This is a genomic window from Wolbachia endosymbiont of Drosophila aff. chauvacae BK-2020, assembly GCF_032848195.1.
Classification (GTDB): domain Bacteria; phylum Pseudomonadota; class Alphaproteobacteria; order Rickettsiales; family Anaplasmataceae; genus Wolbachia; species Wolbachia pipientis.
In genome coordinates this window covers 464982-484961 of record NZ_CP136586.1, presented here as the reverse complement: position 1 = coordinate 484961, position 19980 = coordinate 464982, and the positions used below count along the sequence as shown (strand labels likewise).

Here is a 19980-nt window from a genome sequence, read left to right as displayed (position 1 = left end):
TCTTTACAAAACTTCATCTACATCTAGATTTTTATCTAAATAAGCTGAACGCGCTTACAAAGCGTTACAAGACATCAAAAAATGCCAATACTCGACAGAGATAGTAAAAGACTAGCTAACTCGGGGATTCTTTGTCTTTTTTTCTGCTTAGTAAATTTCTTAAACGTTTGCAGCGTAAGTTAGTTGCAATTAAAAGCAGCTTAATCTCGCTTGTCAAGCGTTTAAAACATAAAAAACGCCAATATTTTAAAGCGGATAATAACCCCAGGGCTTCTTTTGCCTTTTTTTTCATTTGGTAAATTTCTTAAATATTTATGGCTAAACGACAACCGTCATCCCGCTGCTTGTTAGCGGGATCTAGAGATACCGCGAATGAATCGCGGTATGACGTAGGACTGCTGTCATCCCAGTGCTCCTTTTTTTGTCATCCCAGTGCTTGACACTGGGATCTAGTTTTCCATATAATCTCATCGAAAATGTTGTAACCACTTTCTGTGCTAGTTTGCTTGCTTACAAGCAAACTTTCCTGGATCCAAGTAGTCAGGGCACTGAGATGACACCCTCTTGGATGAAAACCAGTATCAGCTACTTTCATGACACCATTCTTTTTTCTGGATCCAAGTAGTCAGGGCACTGGGATGACAGGAGAAAGAGGCACTGGAATGACAAAGAGGGTACTTGGATGACAGGAGGTAATGCAGGAAGTCTAATAGTGCAGCAACACGGAACCCCAGGTCAGGCCTGCACCTATTGAAATCAGCAGTACCAGATTTCCTGATTTTATTTTTGATTCTTGTATTGCATAGTCTAAGGCCAGTGGAATTGATGCCGCTGAGGTGTTTGCATGCTTATCAACGGTATTAATCACTTTCTCTATAGGAAAATCTAATTTCTTTACTACTGCTTCAATAATACGAATGTTTGCTTGATGGGGAATTAACCAGTCAATATCAGTGATTTTCAAATTATTGCATTTCAGAGTTTCCTCTACTGAGGCTGTTAACTTATCCACTGCATGTTTAAACACTTCTCTTCCATTCATGCATATTTTTCCAGAATCACCAGTTGAGGATATCCCTCCGTTCGTACATAGTATGTCCACATTGCCGTCAGAGTATAAGTTTGTTGATATGATGCCGCTTCTACCCATTTCTGATTTCATCACCACTGCACCAGCACCATCACCAAAGAGTACACAAGTTGACCTATCTTCCCAATCAACAATCCTAGACATTATTTCAGCACCTATAACCAATGCATATTTAATTCTATTGTTAGATTTTATGAGCGAATCAGCAACTGTAACTGCATATATAAAACCAGAGCATGCTGCTTGTACATCAAAAGCAAATGCGTTTTTACATTTTAACTTACTTTGTACAATCGTTGTACAGCTAGGAAAAGTTTTATCAGGAGTTGTTGTAGCAACTATAATCAAGTCAATTTCATCTACTGAAATTTTAGCTTTTTCTATAGCACTTTTTGCTGCATTTACAGCTAGATCTGACGTTAGTTCTCCTTCATCTGCTATATGCCTTTGAACTATTCCTGTTCTCTGCCTTATCCATTCATCGCTCGTCTCAACTATCGATGCAATTTCGTTGTTACTCAACATTTTTCTTGGTAGGTAAGATCCAGTGCTTAATATGAAACTTTTATTCAATATGACTTACCCCGTTAATTATCTTTTGATTTAAATTTTCACTAATTGCATTTACTGCAAATTTTATGGCATGGGCAAAAGAAATAGCATCAGAATTTCCATGACTTTTAATGATGATACCATTCAGCCCTAAAAACATAGCTCCACTTCTAATTTTGGGATTAAAACGCGTTAAAGCTTTATTTAGTTTGGATTTTAACAATATACCAACAAGCATTTTCGCTATCCACGAATTGAATACTTCCTGCTTTATTAGATTGATAAAGGTACTAGCGGTTGCCTCAGCCGTTTTGAGCATTACATTGCCAACAAAACCATCAGCAACAATCACATCTATATTACCCTCTAAAAATTCACTTGCCTCTATATACCCTTTGAAATTAATGCCTGGAGCGTTTTTAAGCAACTCAAAAGCGCCGCGCACTGAGTCATTACCTTTAACTTCTTCTGTGCCGATATTTAGCAAAGCAACTTCAGGATTGTCAATTTTTAATGCTATTTTTGCAAATATACTACCCATTAACGCAAATTGAAATAATGAGTCGGCATTACAATCAACATTTGCACCAAGGTCAAGCAAAGCGAAGCTTTTTGTCTTAGTTGGACAGATAGAGGCAATAGCAGGACGATAAATGTTTGGTAATGTTCCTAAAATAAATCTGGAAATTGCCATCAACGCTCCGGTGTTGCCTGAAGATACCACTCCGAAAGCTTTACCTTCTTTCACTGCAACAATTGCAGCTTTCATACTTGAGTCTTTACGATGTCTCAGCGCAAAAGATGGCTTATCATTTGCAAGGACATTGTCAGAACAATGAGTAAATTCAGAATTGTTACTTACTTTTTTATATTTCAAAAGCAAAGGAGATACTTCTTCCTTATCTCCATAAATATGAAAAAAAACTTTAATGCCTGGGTCAACAAGGTTGTCTAAAAAAAAACCAGCACCATGAATTACGGAAAGAGGCGCAAAATCGCCCCCCATAGCGTCAAGTGCAATAACTATATTATTATTGACCGTAGATAACATATCATAATAGTCACTCTGCCTGTTGCTTGATGAAAACCCGTTTTCCTTTGTAACTGCCATCAACTGCTACGTTATGAGGCAACATGAATTCCCCAGTTGTTGAACATACCACAACATTCTTAGGCTCAATAGCATGATGAGAACGATGCATATTACGCCTTGACTTTGACTTTTTTCTTTTTGGAACTGCCAAAACTTCCTCCATTCTACTACAAAATTCAATTCATTAGTAACATGTTTTTTACAGGAAGTAAACAGGGATAGTAAAATAAGTAAGGTTTGCTTATGTAATTGAGTTCTATAGCTAAAGTGGCTCTACAATTTGAAAAACCGTCATTCCGCTACTCGTTAGCGGAATCTATACCGCGAATGAATCCATAGCTGTACGAACATTCATTTTTGAAGGTAAATTGCACAACAGATGATGTCATTCCAGTCTGGAATCCAGAAATTTTGCTTATAACTGAGCTGATGAGCTAAAGGTAGTTGTCTTATGCTAAAACAAACGTTTTTAATTAAGTTGCATAGAAGCTGGATCCCAGTGGGCTTTGTTGCATCGCTAGCTATGATGGATTAAAGATAAAAAAGATAGGGAATATCAGTAGCTTATTATTCTGGTATTTATAACAAGAACGGTCAGTGAATACCTAAATTTGAGTAAAAGAAATTTCACTACCACTCACTAATCTGGCTAAAATTCAAGAATTTCAATGCTTTAGCTATTTTCAATAGAATTAAATTTATTAATATAAATAACAAATTACTATTCTTAAATTTGATCAGATTGATTGCAAAAAAACAAGATTTTCAATAAGTTGCTTATAATCCTAATTATAGTTAGCCTTTCATAAGTAGCGATGCAACAAAGCCATCCCAGTGTCTGGGCACTGGCCCACTGGTGGGAATTGCTCCCAAACTACAACGTTCGTACAGTTGTGGATACCGTGGCGGTATGACGTAGGGAAACCTTTCTTGGGTTAAGCTTTAAATTAAAACATCAAGTATATTGAACTTAAAACATATCTCAGCTATACTTTGCGATAAAGTTAATAAAAATTTTAATAAAATCAGTAAGACTAACCTCTAGCTAAAATGAATACAAAGTGAGCTTTTTTGATATAAATAGTGTTAGAATAATTGGTAGGTACTTTATCAATTTTTTGTTAAGGCTTGGTAGTGCATTCATATTTTTTATTCAATCTCTATACCACTGCCTTGTGCCACCATATTATTTTAGCAACATAGCAAGACAAATTATAGAGATAGGCTTTTTCTCTCTGCCAATTGTTGGGCTCACTGGAGTTTTTATAGGAGCGGCGATAGTTTTACAAAGTAGCTTGAGTGACCCATTAATTAACCAAGAACAGATAATACCCAAACTTGTTACGATCACTATCATTAAAGAGTTAGGACCAGTTTTGATCAGCTTAATAATGGTAGGAAAGGTTGGATCATCAGTTGCAGCAGAAATTGGTACGATGCGCATCACCGAGCAAATAGATGCCCTTACAACTTTGAACATCAACCCTTTCAAATATTTAATTGCACCAAGGATTTTAGCGTCAATCATAGTATTTCCCATACTTACAGTATGTGCAGATTTAATAGGAATATTTGGAGGATGCATCACTGCAGTCTTCGAATTTAACCACAATTTAAATATATACATTAAACACACAGCTCAGTTCTTTAATACGTATGATTTTATAACTGGGCTAATAAAAGCAACTGCATTTGGCGCCATAATTTCTGTCTCAAGCTGCTATTACGGTTACCATTGCAAAGAAGGTGCACGAGGAGTAGGTGTTGCTACAACATCAACTGTTGTTTTATCGTCCATACTGATCATTTTAGCAAACTACATGATTACTTTGATACATGCGTAACCCCATAATATCAATATTGAACTTAAGCTTATCTTTTGATGATAGGACAGTACTAAAAGATCTAAATTTTGATATATTAAAAGGGGAATCATTAGTCATACTTGGTGGCTCAGGAAGCGGCAAATCTGTATTAACAAAAACAATTATCGGCTTGCTTGCTCCAGACTCAGGGTCTGTTAAAATAAATAGTAAAAGCAAAAATAAATTTGGGGGTTTATTTCAAAATTCCGCTTTATTTGACTACGTTACAGTGTGGGAAAATATATCTTTTAATTATAAAAAGCGCTTTAATATCAGCAAAAAAGAGGCAAAACAGCTAGCAATCGAGAAGTTAAATGATGTTGGACTGGAGGAAAGCATAGCAGATATGTTTCCAATAGAGCTATCAGGTGGAATGAAAAAAAGAGTGGCACTTGCAAGGGCGATTGCACACAATCCAGAAATCATTATTTTGGATGAACCAACTTCAGGATTGGACCCAATTATGTCAGATATAGTAAACGAGATAATAATAAAATTATCTAGAGATCTTAACCCTACAATTATCACGATTACACATGATATTCATAGCGCATTTAAAATAGCTGATAAAATAGCAGTATTATATGAAGGGGAGATCATTTCCCATGGAACTGTTCAGGAAATACAAAATACTAATAACGAATATATAAAAAAATTCATTCATTATATATAGCTAAAGATATATACACTATTGCTAACAGTCATATTTTTAAGTTTTAACTTTGTAAAAGGTAGTGAACATTGGAATTCAGATTTTTTTCAAACTGGATCCTATAGCTAACACGTCATACCGCGATTCATTCGCGGTATCTCGGCATAGATTCCGCTAACTAGTAGCAGAATGACGAATTTGTCGTTTTTCAAATTGTCGTAAGTCAGTTTAGCTATATATAGGATGACAGAAATTGTTTGTATTAGCTATATTCAAAAGCTCTATTGATATTTTGCAATATTTGTGATAAAATAATAGCTTAAGGTTGAGAGTAAAAATTTATGAGTGAAGCTCAAGGTCCAAACATTGCAGAATGGCAAGCGCAGCAGCAACACCAAGAGGCTGCTGGTGAGAAAAGTGGTTTTGGTCTTGGTCATAGTGACTCTGTTTCAACAGTTGTCGATGGAATGAAATGGTTGTTCAACTTTCATGAAGGAGCAATTGCTGCTTATAGTAACGTGTTTGAAGGTTTGGTGAGTGGCAGTAGTCTAGTAACATTGTTTGGAAAGTCAGGTAATATGTTTGGCATAAAACTTCTTGAAGGCCTTGCAGAATATTTTTCAGGTGGAGGTGGGGAAGATATGCCATCAGAAGAAATGGATATGGCTCATGGTGATGATGGACATCACTCAGATGATTACCCTCATGCCAATAACGAAATAGCTCATAATGCTGATGGTTTGCAAGACATGCATGATGCAGGTGATCACCATGGTCAATCTTTTTCACCTGGTCCTTCACCATCTGTTGGCGATGACCACGGACATGAACTTGGTTAAACACTTAAAAACTATTGAATAGTTGGAAGAAGGCCTAATAAGAAAAGTTGCTGTTGTTATGAGTTTGTCTTAGTGAAAAAGGTTTCAGTTTTGGGATCAACAGGAAGTGTTGGAAAAAAGACTGTAGATTTGCTCTCAAAGAGAAAAGAAGAATACCAAGTGGAAGCACTAAGTGCCCATTCGAACTTTGCTCTACTGGCACACCAAGCAAAACTGCTAAATGCAAAATATGTTGCTATCTCCGATGAAAGGCTTTACAAAGATTTGAAAGAAAGTTTACTTGGTACAGATGTAAAAATAGCAATTGGTGCTACAAATATTGCTACCATACCTGTTGATCTCTCAGTTGTTGCAATAGTTGGCATTGCAGGCCTTGGGCCAGTTATGGAAGTTATAGAAAGCGGTACCAAAGTCATTGCATTGGCAAACAAAGAAAGCATTGTTTGCGGTGGAAAGTTATTACTCAAAAAAGCTAAAGAAAAAAATGTACAAATAATCCCTATTGACTCTGAGCACAATGCAATTTTTCAAATTTTGCAAAATGACGACAAATGCGTAGAAAAGATCATACTTACTGCTTCTGGTGGACCATTCTTAAATTATAGCCTTGAGCAATTAAGAAATGTTATGGTAGATAAGGCGCTTAGTCACCCCACTTGGAATATGGGAAAGAAAATCTCGGTTGATAGCGCAACAATGATGAATAAGGCACTAGAGATAATAGAAGCACATAACTTGTTTAATATCAGCCCGGATAAAATTGAAGCAATAGTGCATCCTGAGTCAATAGTACATGGAATTGTAACTTATAAGGATGGGTTCAACTTTGCTGTGCTTGCAGAAACTGACATGGCAATTCCTATTTCATATGCTCTATCTTGGCCGGAAAGATCAGCTTTAAATCGTAAATTAGATTTAACAAAGCAAGGAAAATTGACCTTTCAAGAACCAGACCATAAGCGTTTTCCTGCGCTAAAGCTTAGCATGGCAGTGTTAAACTCTTCTGCTCCACAAACAAACAGTATTGTGCTCAATGCTGCAAATGAAATAGCTGTTAATGAATTTTTGAAGTCACGAATCGGCTTTTTAAAAATAGTAGAGGTAGTGGAATCAACAATGGAAAGTTTTGGTAGTTATACTGATATTAATTCACTATCTGATATAATAAATATTGATTATGAAAGTCGTATTATTGCTCACAAAATTGTTGAAAGTAAAGTTGTTGCGTATAGCTAGAGTAATGTAACCAGACTGCATTCTGTGATTTTTAGCAAAACACGATACACAATCGTCATTCCGCTACTTGTTAGCGGAATCTATGCCGAGATACCGCGGCGGTATGACGGTTCGCGGTGGTATGACGGTTAAGTAATTCGTCATCCCGCTGCTTGTTAGCGGGATCTAGAGATACCGCGGCGGTATGACGGTTCGCGGCGGCATAGCTATCTTCAAAAATATGGTTGAATAATTGTTAATAATAGTGTATAATTATTAATATTTTTAAGCACTTTGGCTATGGCTTTATCTAAGTTTCTCGACCCTAAGCTGGATTTAACCTTCAAAAAAATATTTGGCACTGAAAAAAATAAGAATATTCTCATACATTTTTTGAATGATATTTTAGGGTTTACCGAGATAAATACTATACAAGAAGTGGAATTCCTCAGTACTATAATGGATCCTGAAATTGCCTCTGATAAGCAAAGTATAGTTGATGTTCTTTGCAGGGACTCTAGTGGGGCTAGGTATGTGATTGAAATGGTGCGACCTGAAAGCCTTCGGTCATATTGTTTAAAAGGAGAGGAATTCATTCAGAAAGAAACTGAAAGGATTCTAAAGCTTATTGAACCAGATGTTTTGCCATCTGAGTCTACGCATCAGTGCGAATTGGGTAACCAGTTGGTGCCGAGCGACGCGGACAATGAACCTCCTCTTGATAAAGAAGATGCTCAATCGTGAGAGAAAGCATAAACTACAAGCATCATGTGGTTGGAGGGCTAGGCTTAGTGGTATGGTGAACGTAAGTGAAGCTTCATAAGTATCGTAACGATTAAAGAGCTAAAGATGCTGATAAGCTCCGACCAAAAGGTAATGTGGATGAGTTACATTTTTCATTTCTGGAGGTACGCAAATAATAATTCCACCGGTATAGAGAAGCCACCTAACCCACTATTGTATGACAAAAGGAACAGGATAAGCCTGTATTTTCGCCTATATGGCAGGCAACCCGCAAGGAATGCTGATGGATGTGCAGGTAAAGGATAATGGAGAAAGCGAATGCCATTTTGTAACGAAATGGATAGAATTTGTAACATTAATTCGCGTGAAAACGAGCAGACTTCCATTTGGTCCCTCATGACAAGAAACTTTGTTAACCACTTAAGGTAGGAAAGCAGATGATTACAAGTACAACTGTAAGTGCACCTACCAATAACTCCGAAGCATGGAACCAGTTACCCTGGAAGAAATGCCAAAAAGTTGTTATGAGGCTACAGAGGCGTATTGTTAAGGCTGTCCAACAAGGCAGATGGGGTAAGGTGAAAACTTTACAACACCTTCTCACACGCTCTTTTAGCGGCAAAGCTTTGGCGGTTAAGAGAGTAACTGAAAACCAAGGAAAAAACACAGCAGGTGTAGATCGTCAAATATGGTCAACTTGCAACACAAAATTTCAAGGAATAAAGCTATTAAAACAAAGAGGATACAAACCTTCTCCGCTAAAACGGATATACATCAGTAAGTCTAATGGCAAAAGAAGACCTCTTGGAATCCCTACGATAAAAGATAGAGCCATGCAAGCATTATACTTGTTTGCTTTGGAACCGATAGCTGAAACGATCAGTGATCGTCACTCTTATGGTTTGAGACCAAAAAGATCCTGCGCAGACGCTACTGTGGCTTGTCACTTGTTACTGGCAAGCCGTAACCAACTACAATGGATACTCAAAGGTGATATTAAAGGGTGTTTTGATAACATTAACCATGAATGGCTCATGAAGCATATTCCTATGGAGAAGAAAATTCTTCATAGCTGGTTAAAAGCTGGCTTCCTAGAATCAAAAACTCTGTATTCCACAACTGCAGGTACCCCACAAGGTAGTATCATCTCTCCAATACTAGCAAATCTAGCCCTAAATGGACTTGAAAAATCATTGGAAAGTCAATTTGGTAAACTTGGCAGTAAAAGAAGAAGCAAAATCAGAAGTGGAGTAAATGTAATCAGGTACGCAGATGACTTTATCATTTCAGGAATCACACGTGAAGTACTGGAAAATGAAGTAAAACCTCTAGTATCGTCCTTTCTTCAGGAGAGAGGTCTTATCCTTTCCGAAGAGAAAACAAAAATTACATCTATTACAACAGGGTTTGACTTTCTTGGTTGTAATGTACGCAGGTATAATAAGAAGTTAATTATAAAACCTTCAAAAGAAAGTATTAAGAAACTTCTTAATAAAGCACGTACATTGATAAAGGCAAACATAGCGAACACTCAGGCCGTACTAATCAAGTTGCTCAATTCCCTATTAAGGGGATGGGGAAATTACTACAGCCATGTGTGTGCGAAAAGAGCTTTTAACAAAATAGACCATGAAATTATGTGTGCTCTATGGAAATGGGCAAAGAAAAGACATCCTCGTAAAGGATTACGTTGGATAAAGAATCGTTACTTCAAGGTAATGAAACAACGCCAATGGGTCTTTGCTGCACCCATATGCAAGAACAAACCGAAAGAGATAAGGTAATTAAGACTGCTTAGGTTGATTGATATACCTATCAGACGACATGTTAAAATCAGGGCGGATGCAAATCCACTTGACTTAAAATGGAAAAAGTATTTTGATGAAAGAGTGAAACAAACAAAAATGTTAGCAAGCTCTTTCTCAAGAGAAGGTTCTCTACTGTTGGTGTCACCATTAAGAATGATGTTTTCTGAGGAATCATGAAGGACAAGCCGGTTCGAGAAAAGAAGGACTTAGATAAGGGGCTCAAGCGTAGTGTGGGGAAACCTGCATGCTGCGTTTCTAAGGGAGGGAGTAGTAGCAATACTACTTCCTTACCTAACCAGCTCGCTAGAGACAAGGGCTTCGAAAAACGCGCTCAATTATATGCCGCTAAAGCCTACTCAAGACAATTAGATAAATCTGGCAACTACATTGATTTAAAGAAAGTCTTCTTTATTGCTATATCAAATTGTAACTTACTTCCTGAAGAAGTTGATTATATTTCTACTCACAATATACGTGATATAAAAACTAACGGCCATTACTTAAAAGATTTTCAGTTTGTCTTTATTGAGTTGCCTAAATTCGCAAAAAATAAAGTAGAGCAGTTAGAAGGTATAGTAGAAAGGTGGTGTTTCTTTTTTAAATACGCAGAAGAAACAACAGAAGAGGACTTAAAAGAGATAGCAGAAAAAGCGCCAATAATAAAGCTAGCATATGATGAATTAGACAAGTTTCGTTGGAACGAAAAAGATTTAGTAGCCTATGAAGAAAGGATAATGGATCTACTCAAAGAAGAAGCCATTCTTGAATACAGACTTGACCTTGCTACTGAAAAAGGCATCCAAATTGGCGAAGAAAGAGGCATCAAAATCGGTAAAGAGGAAGGGAAAATTGAAGGAAAAATCGAAGTCGCAAAAGCAATGCTGGCTAACAATGTTGATGTCAACACTATTGTCAAATTTACTGGCCTTTCTATTAGTGAGATTGAAGAATTAAGTGTGAACGGTACAGAGTAATTTCAAAGTGCATTTGCAGTTGGAACGGATACATTTAATGAGAGTCCCATTTCACGGTGTTCAAATCTACTCCTTCTTGTACCATCTCCCAAAGTGGGCTCATTTCTCTCAGTCGGCCAACATTTTTAGCAACAAGATCTGCTGCATACAAAACTTCTTCTCTAGTTGTAAATCGGCCTAGGCCAAATCTAATTGATGAATGCTCAAGGTCATGGCCATTATTTAGCGACCGTACTACATAGGAAGGCTCAAGAGACGCAGACGTGCACGCAGAACCAGAACTTACTGCTAAATCCTTGATTGCCATGATGAGAGACTCACCCTCAACATAGGGAAAGCTCAAGTTTAGGTTGCCAGGAATTCTATTTTCATAATCACCATTTAAAACGATATCAGGAAACGCTTCTTTTATCTTGTTATACAAAATATCCCTTAATTCTTCCACTCTAGTTGTTTCTTTTTTCATTTCTTCTCTAGCAATACGTGCCGCTTCACCAAAACCAACTGCAAGAGGTGTTGGAACTGTTCCAGAACGCATGCCTCTTTCCTGTCCACCACCACTAATTAGTGGTATCAGCCTAACACGAGGATTCTTTCTACGTACATATAATGCGCCTATTCCCATAGGTCCATAAATTTTGTGGCTAGAGAGACTCATAAGATCAATGCACATCTCATTAACATCAATTGGAACTTTTCCAAAGCTTTGAGCTGCATCTGTATGGAAAAATATATTATGCTTTCTGCATATTTTACCAATCTCCTTTACAGGCTGAATTACTCCGATTTCATTATTTACCATCATTACTGAAATCAAAATTGTTTTATCAGTAATTGCTTCCTCAAGCTTTGATAAATCTATAATTCCGTTTTGCTTAACAGGCAAATATGTAACTTTAAAGCCTTCATTTTCCAGATGCCGACAAGAATCCAGAACACACTTATGCTCCGTGCAGACAGTGATTATATGATTTCCTTTATTTTTATAAAAGTGAGCAACGCCCTTGATTGCCGTATTATTTGACTCAGTTGCACCTGAGGTAAAGATAATTTCTTTGCTATCTGCGTTCACCAGATCAGCGATGTGTTTCCTTGCTTTTTCCACTGCTTCTTCAGCAGTCCAACCAAATGAATGGCTGCGAGAGTGTGCATTGCTGAACTCACCAAAGTAAGGTATCATCACCTCTAAAACACGGGGATCTACTTTAGTAGTAGATTGATAATCAAGAAATATTGGTAATTTTATTTTAGCATCGTGTATTTTTTTACTTTCAACATTCATAAAGCTACCACGGAGACAAAATTTACAATTATTTTATAGCATTAAAACTTAATTTTTTCAAGATATAATCTTGCATCAAGTACAAAAGTGTCATCCAAGTAGCTGACACATAACTGTACGAACATTTATTTGCGAAAGCAGTGTGTTAAATGTTATAGCCAGTTTTGCCTCAAACACAAAGGCAGTGCCCAGACACTGGGATGACACCCTATTGGTGGCAATTGCTTCCAAATCATAATGTTTGTACAGCTGTGCGCCGTGCGCTGGAATCCGTTTTAGCCCTTATCTATATCTCAGTTCCACCAACAGTTATTGCGTCGACTTTGAGTGTCGGCTGACCAACTCCAACGGGCACATTTTGTCCATCTTTCGAGCATGTGCCAACACCAGGATCTAACTTTAAGTCATTACCAACCATAGATACTTTTTTCAACACTGTTGGACCGTCACCAATTAGTGTTGCTCCTTTTACTGGCTGTGTAATTTTGCCATTTTCTATTAGGTAAGCTTCCGAAGATGAAAAAACAAATTTTCCTGACGTTATATCAACCTGCCCACCACCGAAATTTACTGCATATAGACCTTTCTTTACGCTAGATATTATTTCCTTCGGTGTATACTTTCCGGGCAACATATAGGTGTTTGTCATGCGCGGCATAATAACTTCTTTATAACTTTCTCTTCTACCATTACCAGTTGGGCTTACACCCATGAGTTTAGCGTTCATATGATCCTGCATGTATCCTTTTAGGATCCCATCCTCTATCAATATATTATAACTGGGTGGAGTGCCTTCATCGTCTACGCTGATAGAGCCGCGCAAATTGGGCAGAGTTCCGTCATCAACTACTGTGATGTCACTAGCTGCTACTTGTTTACCCACAGAATTTGAAAATGCTGAAACTTTTTTGCGATTGAAGTCGCCCTCAAGTCCATGACCCACGGCTTCGTGTAACAATATTCCTGGCCAGCCTGGACCTAAAACGACTGTCATTTCTCCGGCTGGAGTTGGAATTGCTTCAAGATTTACCAGTGCTTGTTCTAACGCTTGGTTTGCAACTTCTTTCCACTTTTTCTCAGAAATAAACTTACTATAAGAGTCCCTTCCACCATGCCCTGCAGAACCTCTTTCGGTACGGCCATCTTTTTCTACAATGACTAGCACATTAAAACGTACCAGAGGCCTGATATCGCTTAATCTGTGATCACCCTTTATTATTTGTACAACTTGCCATTCTCCACTTAGAGTTATTTTTACTTGCTTCACGCAGTTATTTTTGGACCTTACATACTCATTAACCTCATTGAGTAGCTTAATCTTTGAATTCAGATCCATTTCATTTATAGGGTTAATCCTCGAATATAGGCTTTTTGTCTCTTCGTTTAAATTTATTGAATTTGTCTTGTTTAAAGACACTGAGCTTTTTACCATAGAAGCAGCATTACTAATTTCTTTTTCGCTGATCTCAGAAGAACAAACGAAAGATGTACTATCTTCACAAAAAGACCTTAAACCAAATCCCCTTCTAGTATTCAAGTCCATGTGTTTTAATATGTTATCCTCAAAAACCAGGGACTCCGACTGGCAAAATTCTAGAAACAGCTCACCACCATCGCTATTGCTCAAAGCGTTATTGACTATTTTATATACGTTATTAATATTAACATTGTTTTGAGCAAAAAATATTTGATCTAGGTTTGGCATTACCTTTGAACTAAAAATTGTTTAAGTATACTATTTAACTTTAACATAGTAAACTATAAAAAGCCCGGGTGGCGGAATTGGTAGACGCGCTAGCTTCAGGTGCTAGTAACTTTTTAAGTTGTGGAAGTTCAAGTCTTCTCTCGGGCACTCTTAGCTTCCATATTGCTTATTGAATTAATTAATGTTATAATATAACATATTAGGTAATATTTATGCTATGTATGGCGAAAAAGATAAGTTAGCCTACAGAAAGAAGGTACGAACTTACTCGAAACGCTTAGTTACTACACTATCTACTATCTCTTTCATTGGATACATAGCGGCATTGGTCTTGAATATTCCTGTCTTAAGTCTGTATTTTAGTATTGCCGGCACTATATTCAGTGCACTTTCGTTTGCTTTAAATATATGGTCACTAAATGATCATTCCCGACAACAGAATCTTAATAAGAAATCTGGCATAAAAAACACTCCAGGACAAAAAAAGTTAACAAAGATCTATCTTGATATAGCATCCAGTGCTTCATTTCTAATAGGAGGTATTGCATCTATGTCGCTTTTTGAGTCTTCTGTTATTTATTTTGTTTCTACGCCTTTTTTTATTCTAGGCTGTGTTATTATGGCAGCTAATATCGTTCAAACTATGATTAGTGAACCACAGACAAAAAACGTCCTTGAGAATCTCTCTTCAAATACTGCAAGAGTACAAGCTTAAGTATTAACTTATTTAACTTATACAGGAATATTAGCTATATAATTCCACTGAAGGAAGCCATTCAAAAGAGTTCGATGTAATTAGCGTCAAAAAAGTGTAAGCAGAAATTGTGGGCTTATTGGGGTAGGAGCGCTTAGTACTCCTACTTCCACATAAATTACTTGAATAATTGCTCAAGCTATCAAAATAAAAGTTTTTATTCAGTAATTTGTGTATAAAGGGTACTATTTTACTAGTAGTGAAATAAATCAGAATGAAGTCTATTTTATTAACGAGGCCTTTATTGGATTCGTTCAATACAAGAAATATATTGAGAAAGTATGGATACAAAGTTTATATAGAACCAGTATTCACAATAAAGTACTTAAATCCTGATATATCTGCACACGAATTTGACGTTGTAATATCCACAAGTAAAAACAGTGTAAAGGCTTTTAGTCAAATATGCAAAGTGGATGACTTTCCGATTATTACAGTTGGTAATTCAACCATGCAGGCTGCAAAAAATTTGGGATTTTCTGATATAATCTCAGCAGACAGCAACGTTGATGGTCTGATATCATTCATAAAAGCTCACTATTCAAGTGCAATAAAGTTCTTATATATAAGAGGACAAGAAGTATCATGTGACCTAAAAAAGAGATTATCTGAAGAAGATTTTAACGTAAGAGAAGTTGTACTCTATAAAACAATCATTAAAAGGAGTCTAACTAATAGGTGTAAAAATTTACTGTTGGATGGTAAAATTGGTAGTGTTGCTTTTTTTTCCTCACAGACAGCAAGGGTATTTTGTTCATTAGTTCTAAAAAGTGGGCTATCTCATGTGATGAATAATACAGTTGCATATACCATGAGTAAAAACATTGCTGATAGTTTAAAGTTAATCAAGTGGAAAAAAATTATAACATCGAGGTTGCCTACTGGGGAGAGTTTAATTGATATAATTAATAAGGATTGCTGATGCTAAAGATTGCAACTTGGAATGTAAACTCCATACGTAAAAGAGTTAACCAACTTTGTAGTTTTATAGTTGATAGTCAGATAGATATAGTTTTGCTGCAAGAGATAAAATGTACGGAAGAGCAATTTCCTTATGCGGAGATAGAAAAGTTAGGATATGAATATGCTATCTATGGACAAGTTGCAAGAAATGGCGTTTGTGTTTTATCTAAATATCCGATACTGGAGAAGTTTAAAATTGACATTGTGGAAAGTCATCAAGAAGCACGTTATATAGAGTGCGTGATAAAGTATACCAATAGTAAGATAAGGGTAGGAAGTGTATACGTGCCAAACGGTCAAAGCCCGGACTCTCACGCATTTGAATATAAACTCAAGTTTTTTGATAACCTATATGAAAGGATGAGCACTTTGTTGAAGAATGAAGAGTTAACTATTATAGCTGGCGATTATAATATTGCACCGGATGAAATTGATGTTTTTGATTCAAACTTATTGAATGGCCAAGTGTGCTTTCATATAAGAGAACGTGAGAAGTTAAGAGCGATCTTGAATCTTGGGTTTAAAGATGCGTTTAGAATATCTCACCCAAATTTGCAACAATTCACTTGGTGGCATTATCAAGGCAATTCACTCAGAAATAATCAAGGAATGCGAATAGATTATATGCTGTTATCACCACAAGCTGTAGATAAATTGGAAACATGCTACATAGATGATAGATTGCGTAAGCTAGAAAATCCGTCTGACCATACTCCTGTTGTATGTGCTATAGAATAATAGCAGATCTCTTACACAATTCACTTTTAGCAAACCTGAGTAGTCTTACCTTTGCTGCTCTGTGGTTTTTCCCTTCGTTTGTTTTCCTTTCCTGTCCAAGATTGATCGTGCTGCTCACTTTTTTCGTTTCCCACCTGGGAAATTTGCTCAGGAACAGGCTGTTGTTCACTCTTTTCTTTTCCTTGGGAATTTTGTTCAGAAACAGAGGTGCCTTTCTCAACTTCTGTAACTGGGGTTTTTAAAATATCATCAATGCCCTCGAGAATTTTTCCATTCAGTTTTGCTCTCTTTTCTGTATCATCTTTATCTTGTGAGCTAGGGTCATACAAAGTACCTTTTTTGTTATTTGAAAAAAGAACCTCCACTCCTCCTTTTATGGCAAATATTGTGCCGATAGCAGTAAGAACTACTCCGAGTGTAGTAGGACCAAAAATTAACATTGGAATAGTGGAAAGAAGGACAGGAAAAAAGATCTTGCTTAAGAACGTTGTTACCATCTCTTCATCACTGAGTGGTGGTTCATCCTCTTCTTTCTTGTCTTTACCTAAGAATGGTATTTTTTCTTTCATCCCATCCATAAAGGAGCCAGAAATATTTTTCGGGTCTATTTTGATCCCTCCAATTAGCAGCAGCAGCATTTCCAATACAAACTTTATGGATGAATCTTTAGCTTCTGTACCACGTATATCAGCTACACACTTGGTTATTATTTGTTGTATTTTATCATTATTTAATTTCTCTTCTCTAGCTAAGCCTTGCTCTCTAATTTCTTTAAACATAGAAAGTAAAAACTGAGAAAAATTCTCTTCACTGAGTGGTTTTATATCTTTTGGATTGACATTATTAAGTAGTATGTCCTTATAAGCTGATATAAAATAATCAGTTATTTCTTTGTTCTCCTTTAATTCGGCTTTACCTTCTAATACTTTTACAAAGTAATCATAGATTACCTGATGTTCCTCTTTTTCAAAAATTTTCTCATCTTTGTTAGTTACCTGATTTGAAGGTTCCAAATTCTTTGTTTGTGGAGTTAATATTTTTGTCATAACTGAGTTACTCACATTTACTATACTTCAATTGTAGCATATTTTTCATATTAATTCAAATAATCTATACTCCTAGAATTCACGATGTTTAAGTCATAATTAAGGGAATTTAGACCCCAGTTGTCGCCAATTTTTATTTCTACTTCAAGTGGTATAGAAATTTCTATTGCATTTTCCATTATATCTTTTATAAGTTTTGCTGTTTCTTGCACCTTTTCGTCTTCTACTTCAACCAGTAGTTCATCGTGAACCTGGAGGATTATTTTACCTACTTTCAATTGGTCAAAAAGCTGAATTGTCGCACGTTTTATTATATCAGCAGCGGTTCCTTGCAGTGGTGCGTTTATTGCTGCCCTTTCTGCAAATTGTCTTATATAAGGAATTGTATTGTTTATGTCTCTTACAAAGCATCTCCTGCCAAACAAAGTTTCTACATAACCATGCAATCTTGCGATAGACACTGCTTTTTCCATATAGGCCTTTATTTCTGGGTAACAGGAAAAATAGTAATTAATGTATTCAGCAGCTTCCGCAATGGTAATTCCAAGCCGCTTTGCAAGACCAAATGGGCTAATGCCATATATAATTCCAAAATTGATGGATTTTGCTTTGCGTCTTAATTGCTCATCTATTTCTTGCACTCCAAAAACTTGCCTTGTGGTGATCTCATGAATATCTTGTCCGTTTGCAAAAGCTTCTTTAAATGCTGCAACGTTTGCAACGTGTGCCAGGAGTCTTAATTCTATTTGCGAATAGTCAGCAGAAATTATCTTATGCCCTTTTGGCGCAATAAATGCTTGTCTGATAAGATTTCCCTCTTCGCTTCTGATAGGAATATTCTGTAAATTAGGATTGCTGGAGCTCAGCCTTCCAGTTGCAGTTGCAGTCGTTGAAAAGCTTGTGTGTATTCTACCATCAAGTGGATCAACTTGCTTTATTAATGCATCAGTGTAGGTGCCTTTTAATTTACTTAAATGTCGCCAATTTAAGATTTTACTTGCGATTTCTACCCCTTCTTCTTCGAGTGCCTCTAGAACTTCATAATTGGTGCTATACGATCCAGATTTTTTTGACTTTTTCTTTTTATTAAGCCCCATTTTGTTGAATAAAACATCACTTAATTGTTTTGGCGAAGCAATATTAAATCTTTCTCCTGCCAAATTATATATCTCATCTTCAAGCACAGCAATTACCTGCTGAAATTTATCGGACAGCTCCTGTAATTTTTGTATGTTCAGTAATATCCCATTTTTCTCCATATCAAATATTACTTTCATAAGTGGCTTATCGAAGCGCTCGTAAATTGTGAGCAATTTTTCCTGAAATAACCTTTGCTTTAGCTTTTCATGAATTGCTATTAAAGTTTTTGCCGAGAAAATTTCTGCATTTTCACTCAAATTATGCGCAACTATGTTTGGAATACTGTGATCATGCTTTCCTGTATCCAAGCTATATGACATTATCATCAAATCATCAACTGAATCTAACATCTTCTCTATTGCAGGGAAGATTTTCCTGATCTCTTTAATGTTATGTATTATTTTAAGCACTCCATTTGAGAGCAAAGTTAAGTTAATTATAATGAGTGCATCTTGTATGCTGTCTTGCTCTATATAAAAAATATTACTTTCGCTATAAGATAGACTTAATACATTGTTTTCAAGGTGGTAATGAATTGCAATTTTGCCTTCATATCTACAATGCTCTAAAAATTTCTCTAACTCTTCACTACTATACTCTATTTTTTCTTCTGTGCTAGACCCACTATAGGAAAAAAGCTTTTCCACTTTCCCTATCAAGGAATTGAATTCATACTTCTTTAAAAAGGATAATAGTTTTTCCATATTTGGAGGGCGAACTTCACATTTTGCAATATCATGTTGAAGGTCTACTTTTTCGCATAGTGATAAAAGTTCTCTTGAAATTAGCGCTTTTTCCTTATGTTCAGCAAGAATATTACGAATCCTCGTTTGCTCGATGTTATCAATGTTCTCTATAATATTATTCAATGAATCAAATTCATCTAGTAATTTAGCTGCAGTCTTCGGACCTATTCCCGGAACGCCTGGAATGTTGTCAGATGCATCACCAGTTAGAGAAAATAAATCAAGAAGCTTGTGTGAGTTTACGCCAAATTTTTCTATTACTTGTTTTTCATCTATATATATATTTTTAATGGGGTCGAATATTAAAATATTGTGGTTCAAGAGTTGAAATAAATCTTTATCTGATGAAACGACTACCACTTTAAAGTCTTGGTGGTTGGCGTATTTTGCAGCTAGTGTTGCAATTATATCATCTGCTTCATAACCTTCAATCTCTTCATAGCTGAGGTTAAAAGCTTCTACCGCTTCCCTCAGTATGGTGAACTGTGGAGTTAGATCCTCAGGAGGCGTTACTCTGTTCGCTTTGTACTCAGGATATAAATTGTGCCTAAAATTCTTTTTCCCTGCATCAAGTGCTATAGTTAAGTAGTCCGAATGGGCAATGTACTTAAGAACCATATTCAGAAAGCCATATACACCACCTATTGGCATTCCTGTTGTGGTAATTAAGTGAGGTAGTACATAGTAAGCTCTGAAAAGAAAACCATAGCCATCGATGATTGTGAAAGTTTTTTCTTTCATTGTAGATATTTATGCGTGCTTTTGATGGTCCAC

20 protein-coding genes, 1 tRNA gene and 1 pseudogene are annotated in these 19980 nt (G+C 36.4%); 13 read left to right on the top strand and 9 right to left on the bottom strand.

Going from position 1 to position 19980, the window contains the following annotated elements; all coding sequences use genetic code 11:
• Nucleotides 1-424 precede the first annotated feature (424 nt).
• The 4 genes from R0F62_RS02525 to rpmF form a co-directional block, all read right to left on the bottom strand.
• Nucleotides 425-595: a hypothetical protein gene (locus R0F62_RS02525; RefSeq protein WP_010082311.1), complete on the bottom strand. Its 171-nt coding sequence runs from the start codon at nt 593-595 to the stop codon at nt 425-427.
• Nucleotides 596-706: 111 nt separating this feature from the next.
• Nucleotides 707-1663: a beta-ketoacyl-ACP synthase III gene (locus tag R0F62_RS02520; RefSeq protein WP_274978972.1), complete on the bottom strand. Its 957-nt coding sequence runs from the start codon at nt 1661-1663 to the stop codon at nt 707-709.
• Nucleotides 1656-2693, bottom strand: a complete 1038-nt coding sequence (gene plsX / locus R0F62_RS02515) for a phosphate acyltransferase PlsX (RefSeq protein WP_038199264.1) — start codon at nt 2691-2693, stop codon at nt 1656-1658. The genes R0F62_RS02520 and plsX overlap by 8 nt, the downstream gene beginning before the upstream one ends.
• 10 nt (nt 2694-2703) lie before the next feature.
• The gene (rpmF, locus tag R0F62_RS02510) at nt 2704-2886 is read right to left on the bottom strand and encodes a 50S ribosomal protein L32 (RefSeq protein WP_010962967.1); all 183 of its coding nucleotides are present in this window, start codon (nt 2884-2886) and stop codon (nt 2704-2706) included.
• A gap of 910 nt (nt 2887-3796) precedes the next feature.
• Here rpmF and R0F62_RS02505 point away from each other — a divergent pair.
• From R0F62_RS02505 to R0F62_RS02465, 9 genes and pseudogenes are all read left to right on the top strand, one after another.
• The gene (locus R0F62_RS02505; RefSeq protein WP_038199265.1) at nt 3797-4579 is read left to right on the top strand and encodes an MlaE family ABC transporter permease; all 783 of its coding nucleotides are present in this window, start codon (nt 3797-3799) and stop codon (nt 4577-4579) included.
• Nucleotides 4572-5273, top strand: coding sequence for an ABC transporter ATP-binding protein (locus R0F62_RS02500; protein ID WP_015589314.1), 702 nt, complete (start codon nt 4572-4574; stop codon nt 5271-5273). Before R0F62_RS02505 ends, R0F62_RS02500 begins: the two co-directional genes overlap by 8 nt.
• A gap of 320 nt (nt 5274-5593) precedes the next feature.
• Nucleotides 5594-6091 (top strand): hypothetical protein, encoded by a 498-nt coding sequence (locus tag R0F62_RS02495; protein ID WP_010082318.1) that lies wholly within the window; start codon nt 5594-5596, stop codon nt 6089-6091.
• Nucleotides 6092-6163: 72 nt separating this feature from the next.
• Nucleotides 6164-7327 (top strand): 1-deoxy-D-xylulose-5-phosphate reductoisomerase, encoded by a 1164-nt coding sequence (gene dxr / locus R0F62_RS02490; protein ID WP_070356952.1) that lies wholly within the window; start codon nt 6164-6166, stop codon nt 7325-7327.
• Nucleotides 7328-7606: 279 nt separating this feature from the next.
• Nucleotides 7607-7852: pseudogene (locus R0F62_RS02485) on the top strand (PD-(D/E)XK nuclease family transposase); the annotation flags it as partial.
• A gap of 454 nt (nt 7853-8306) precedes the next feature.
• Nucleotides 8307-8450: a hypothetical protein gene (locus R0F62_RS02480; RefSeq protein WP_173862902.1), complete on the top strand. Its 144-nt coding sequence runs from the start codon at nt 8307-8309 to the stop codon at nt 8448-8450.
• Nucleotides 8451-8487: 37 nt separating this feature from the next.
• Nucleotides 8488-9834: a group II intron reverse transcriptase/maturase gene (gene ltrA, locus R0F62_RS02475; RefSeq protein WP_316659861.1), complete on the top strand. Its 1347-nt coding sequence runs from the start codon at nt 8488-8490 to the stop codon at nt 9832-9834.
• 15 nt (nt 9835-9849) lie between these two features.
• A complete protein-coding gene (locus tag R0F62_RS02470; protein ID WP_084741732.1) occupies nt 9850-10035 on the top strand; it encodes a hypothetical protein in 186 nt (61 codons plus the stop codon).
• Nucleotides 10032-10832: an Rpn family recombination-promoting nuclease/putative transposase gene (locus tag R0F62_RS02465; protein ID WP_317051404.1), complete on the top strand. Its 801-nt coding sequence runs from the start codon at nt 10032-10034 to the stop codon at nt 10830-10832. The genes R0F62_RS02470 and R0F62_RS02465 overlap by 4 nt, the downstream gene beginning before the upstream one ends.
• Nucleotides 10833-10866: 34 nt before the next feature.
• Here R0F62_RS02465 and R0F62_RS02460 read toward each other — a convergent pair whose 3' ends face one another.
• The 3 genes from R0F62_RS02460 to tldD form a co-directional block, all read right to left on the bottom strand.
• Nucleotides 10867-12114: an IscS subfamily cysteine desulfurase gene (locus tag R0F62_RS02460; protein ID WP_010081919.1), complete on the bottom strand. Its 1248-nt coding sequence runs from the start codon at nt 12112-12114 to the stop codon at nt 10867-10869.
• A 90-nt stretch (nt 12115-12204) separates the two neighbouring features.
• Nucleotides 12205-12345, bottom strand: a complete 141-nt coding sequence (locus R0F62_RS02455; protein ID WP_153296798.1) for a hypothetical protein — start codon at nt 12343-12345, stop codon at nt 12205-12207.
• Nucleotides 12346-12400: 55 nt separating this feature from the next.
• Nucleotides 12401-13819: a metalloprotease TldD gene (tldD, locus tag R0F62_RS02450; protein WP_010962974.1), complete on the bottom strand. Its 1419-nt coding sequence runs from the start codon at nt 13817-13819 to the stop codon at nt 12401-12403.
• A gap of 62 nt (nt 13820-13881) precedes the next feature.
• On the opposite strand from tldD, the gene R0F62_RS02445 reads away from it, so the two are divergent.
• The 4 genes from R0F62_RS02445 to R0F62_RS02430 all read left to right on the top strand — a co-directional run bounded on the left by R0F62_RS02445 (nt 13882) and on the right by R0F62_RS02430 (nt 16274).
• Nucleotides 13882-13966 (top strand) — tRNA-Leu (locus tag R0F62_RS02445).
• Between the two features lie 70 nt (nt 13967-14036).
• Entirely contained in the window at nt 14037-14534 is a 498-nt protein-coding gene (locus tag R0F62_RS02440) for a hypothetical protein (RefSeq protein ID WP_010962975.1), read from the top strand.
• A gap of 253 nt (nt 14535-14787) precedes the next feature.
• A complete protein-coding gene (locus R0F62_RS02435) occupies nt 14788-15495 on the top strand; it encodes a uroporphyrinogen-III synthase (protein WP_010962976.1) in 708 nt (235 codons plus the stop codon).
• Nucleotides 15495-16274, top strand: coding sequence for an exodeoxyribonuclease III (locus tag R0F62_RS02430; protein ID WP_010962977.1), 780 nt, complete (start codon nt 15495-15497; stop codon nt 16272-16274). Before R0F62_RS02435 ends, R0F62_RS02430 begins: the two co-directional genes overlap by 1 nt.
• A 26-nt stretch (nt 16275-16300) precedes the next feature.
• Here R0F62_RS02430 and R0F62_RS02425 read toward each other — a convergent pair whose 3' ends face one another.
• A complete protein-coding gene (locus R0F62_RS02425; protein ID WP_274979126.1) occupies nt 16301-17320 on the bottom strand; it encodes a hypothetical protein in 1020 nt (339 codons plus the stop codon).
• A gap of 50 nt (nt 17321-17370) precedes the next feature.
• Nucleotides 17371-19947 carry a DNA polymerase I gene (gene polA / locus R0F62_RS02420; RefSeq protein WP_274979127.1) on the bottom strand — a complete coding sequence of 859 codons (2577 nt, stop codon included), beginning with the start codon at nt 19945-19947 and terminating at the stop codon, nt 17371-17373.
• Between the last annotated feature and the right edge of the window lie 33 nt (nt 19948-19980).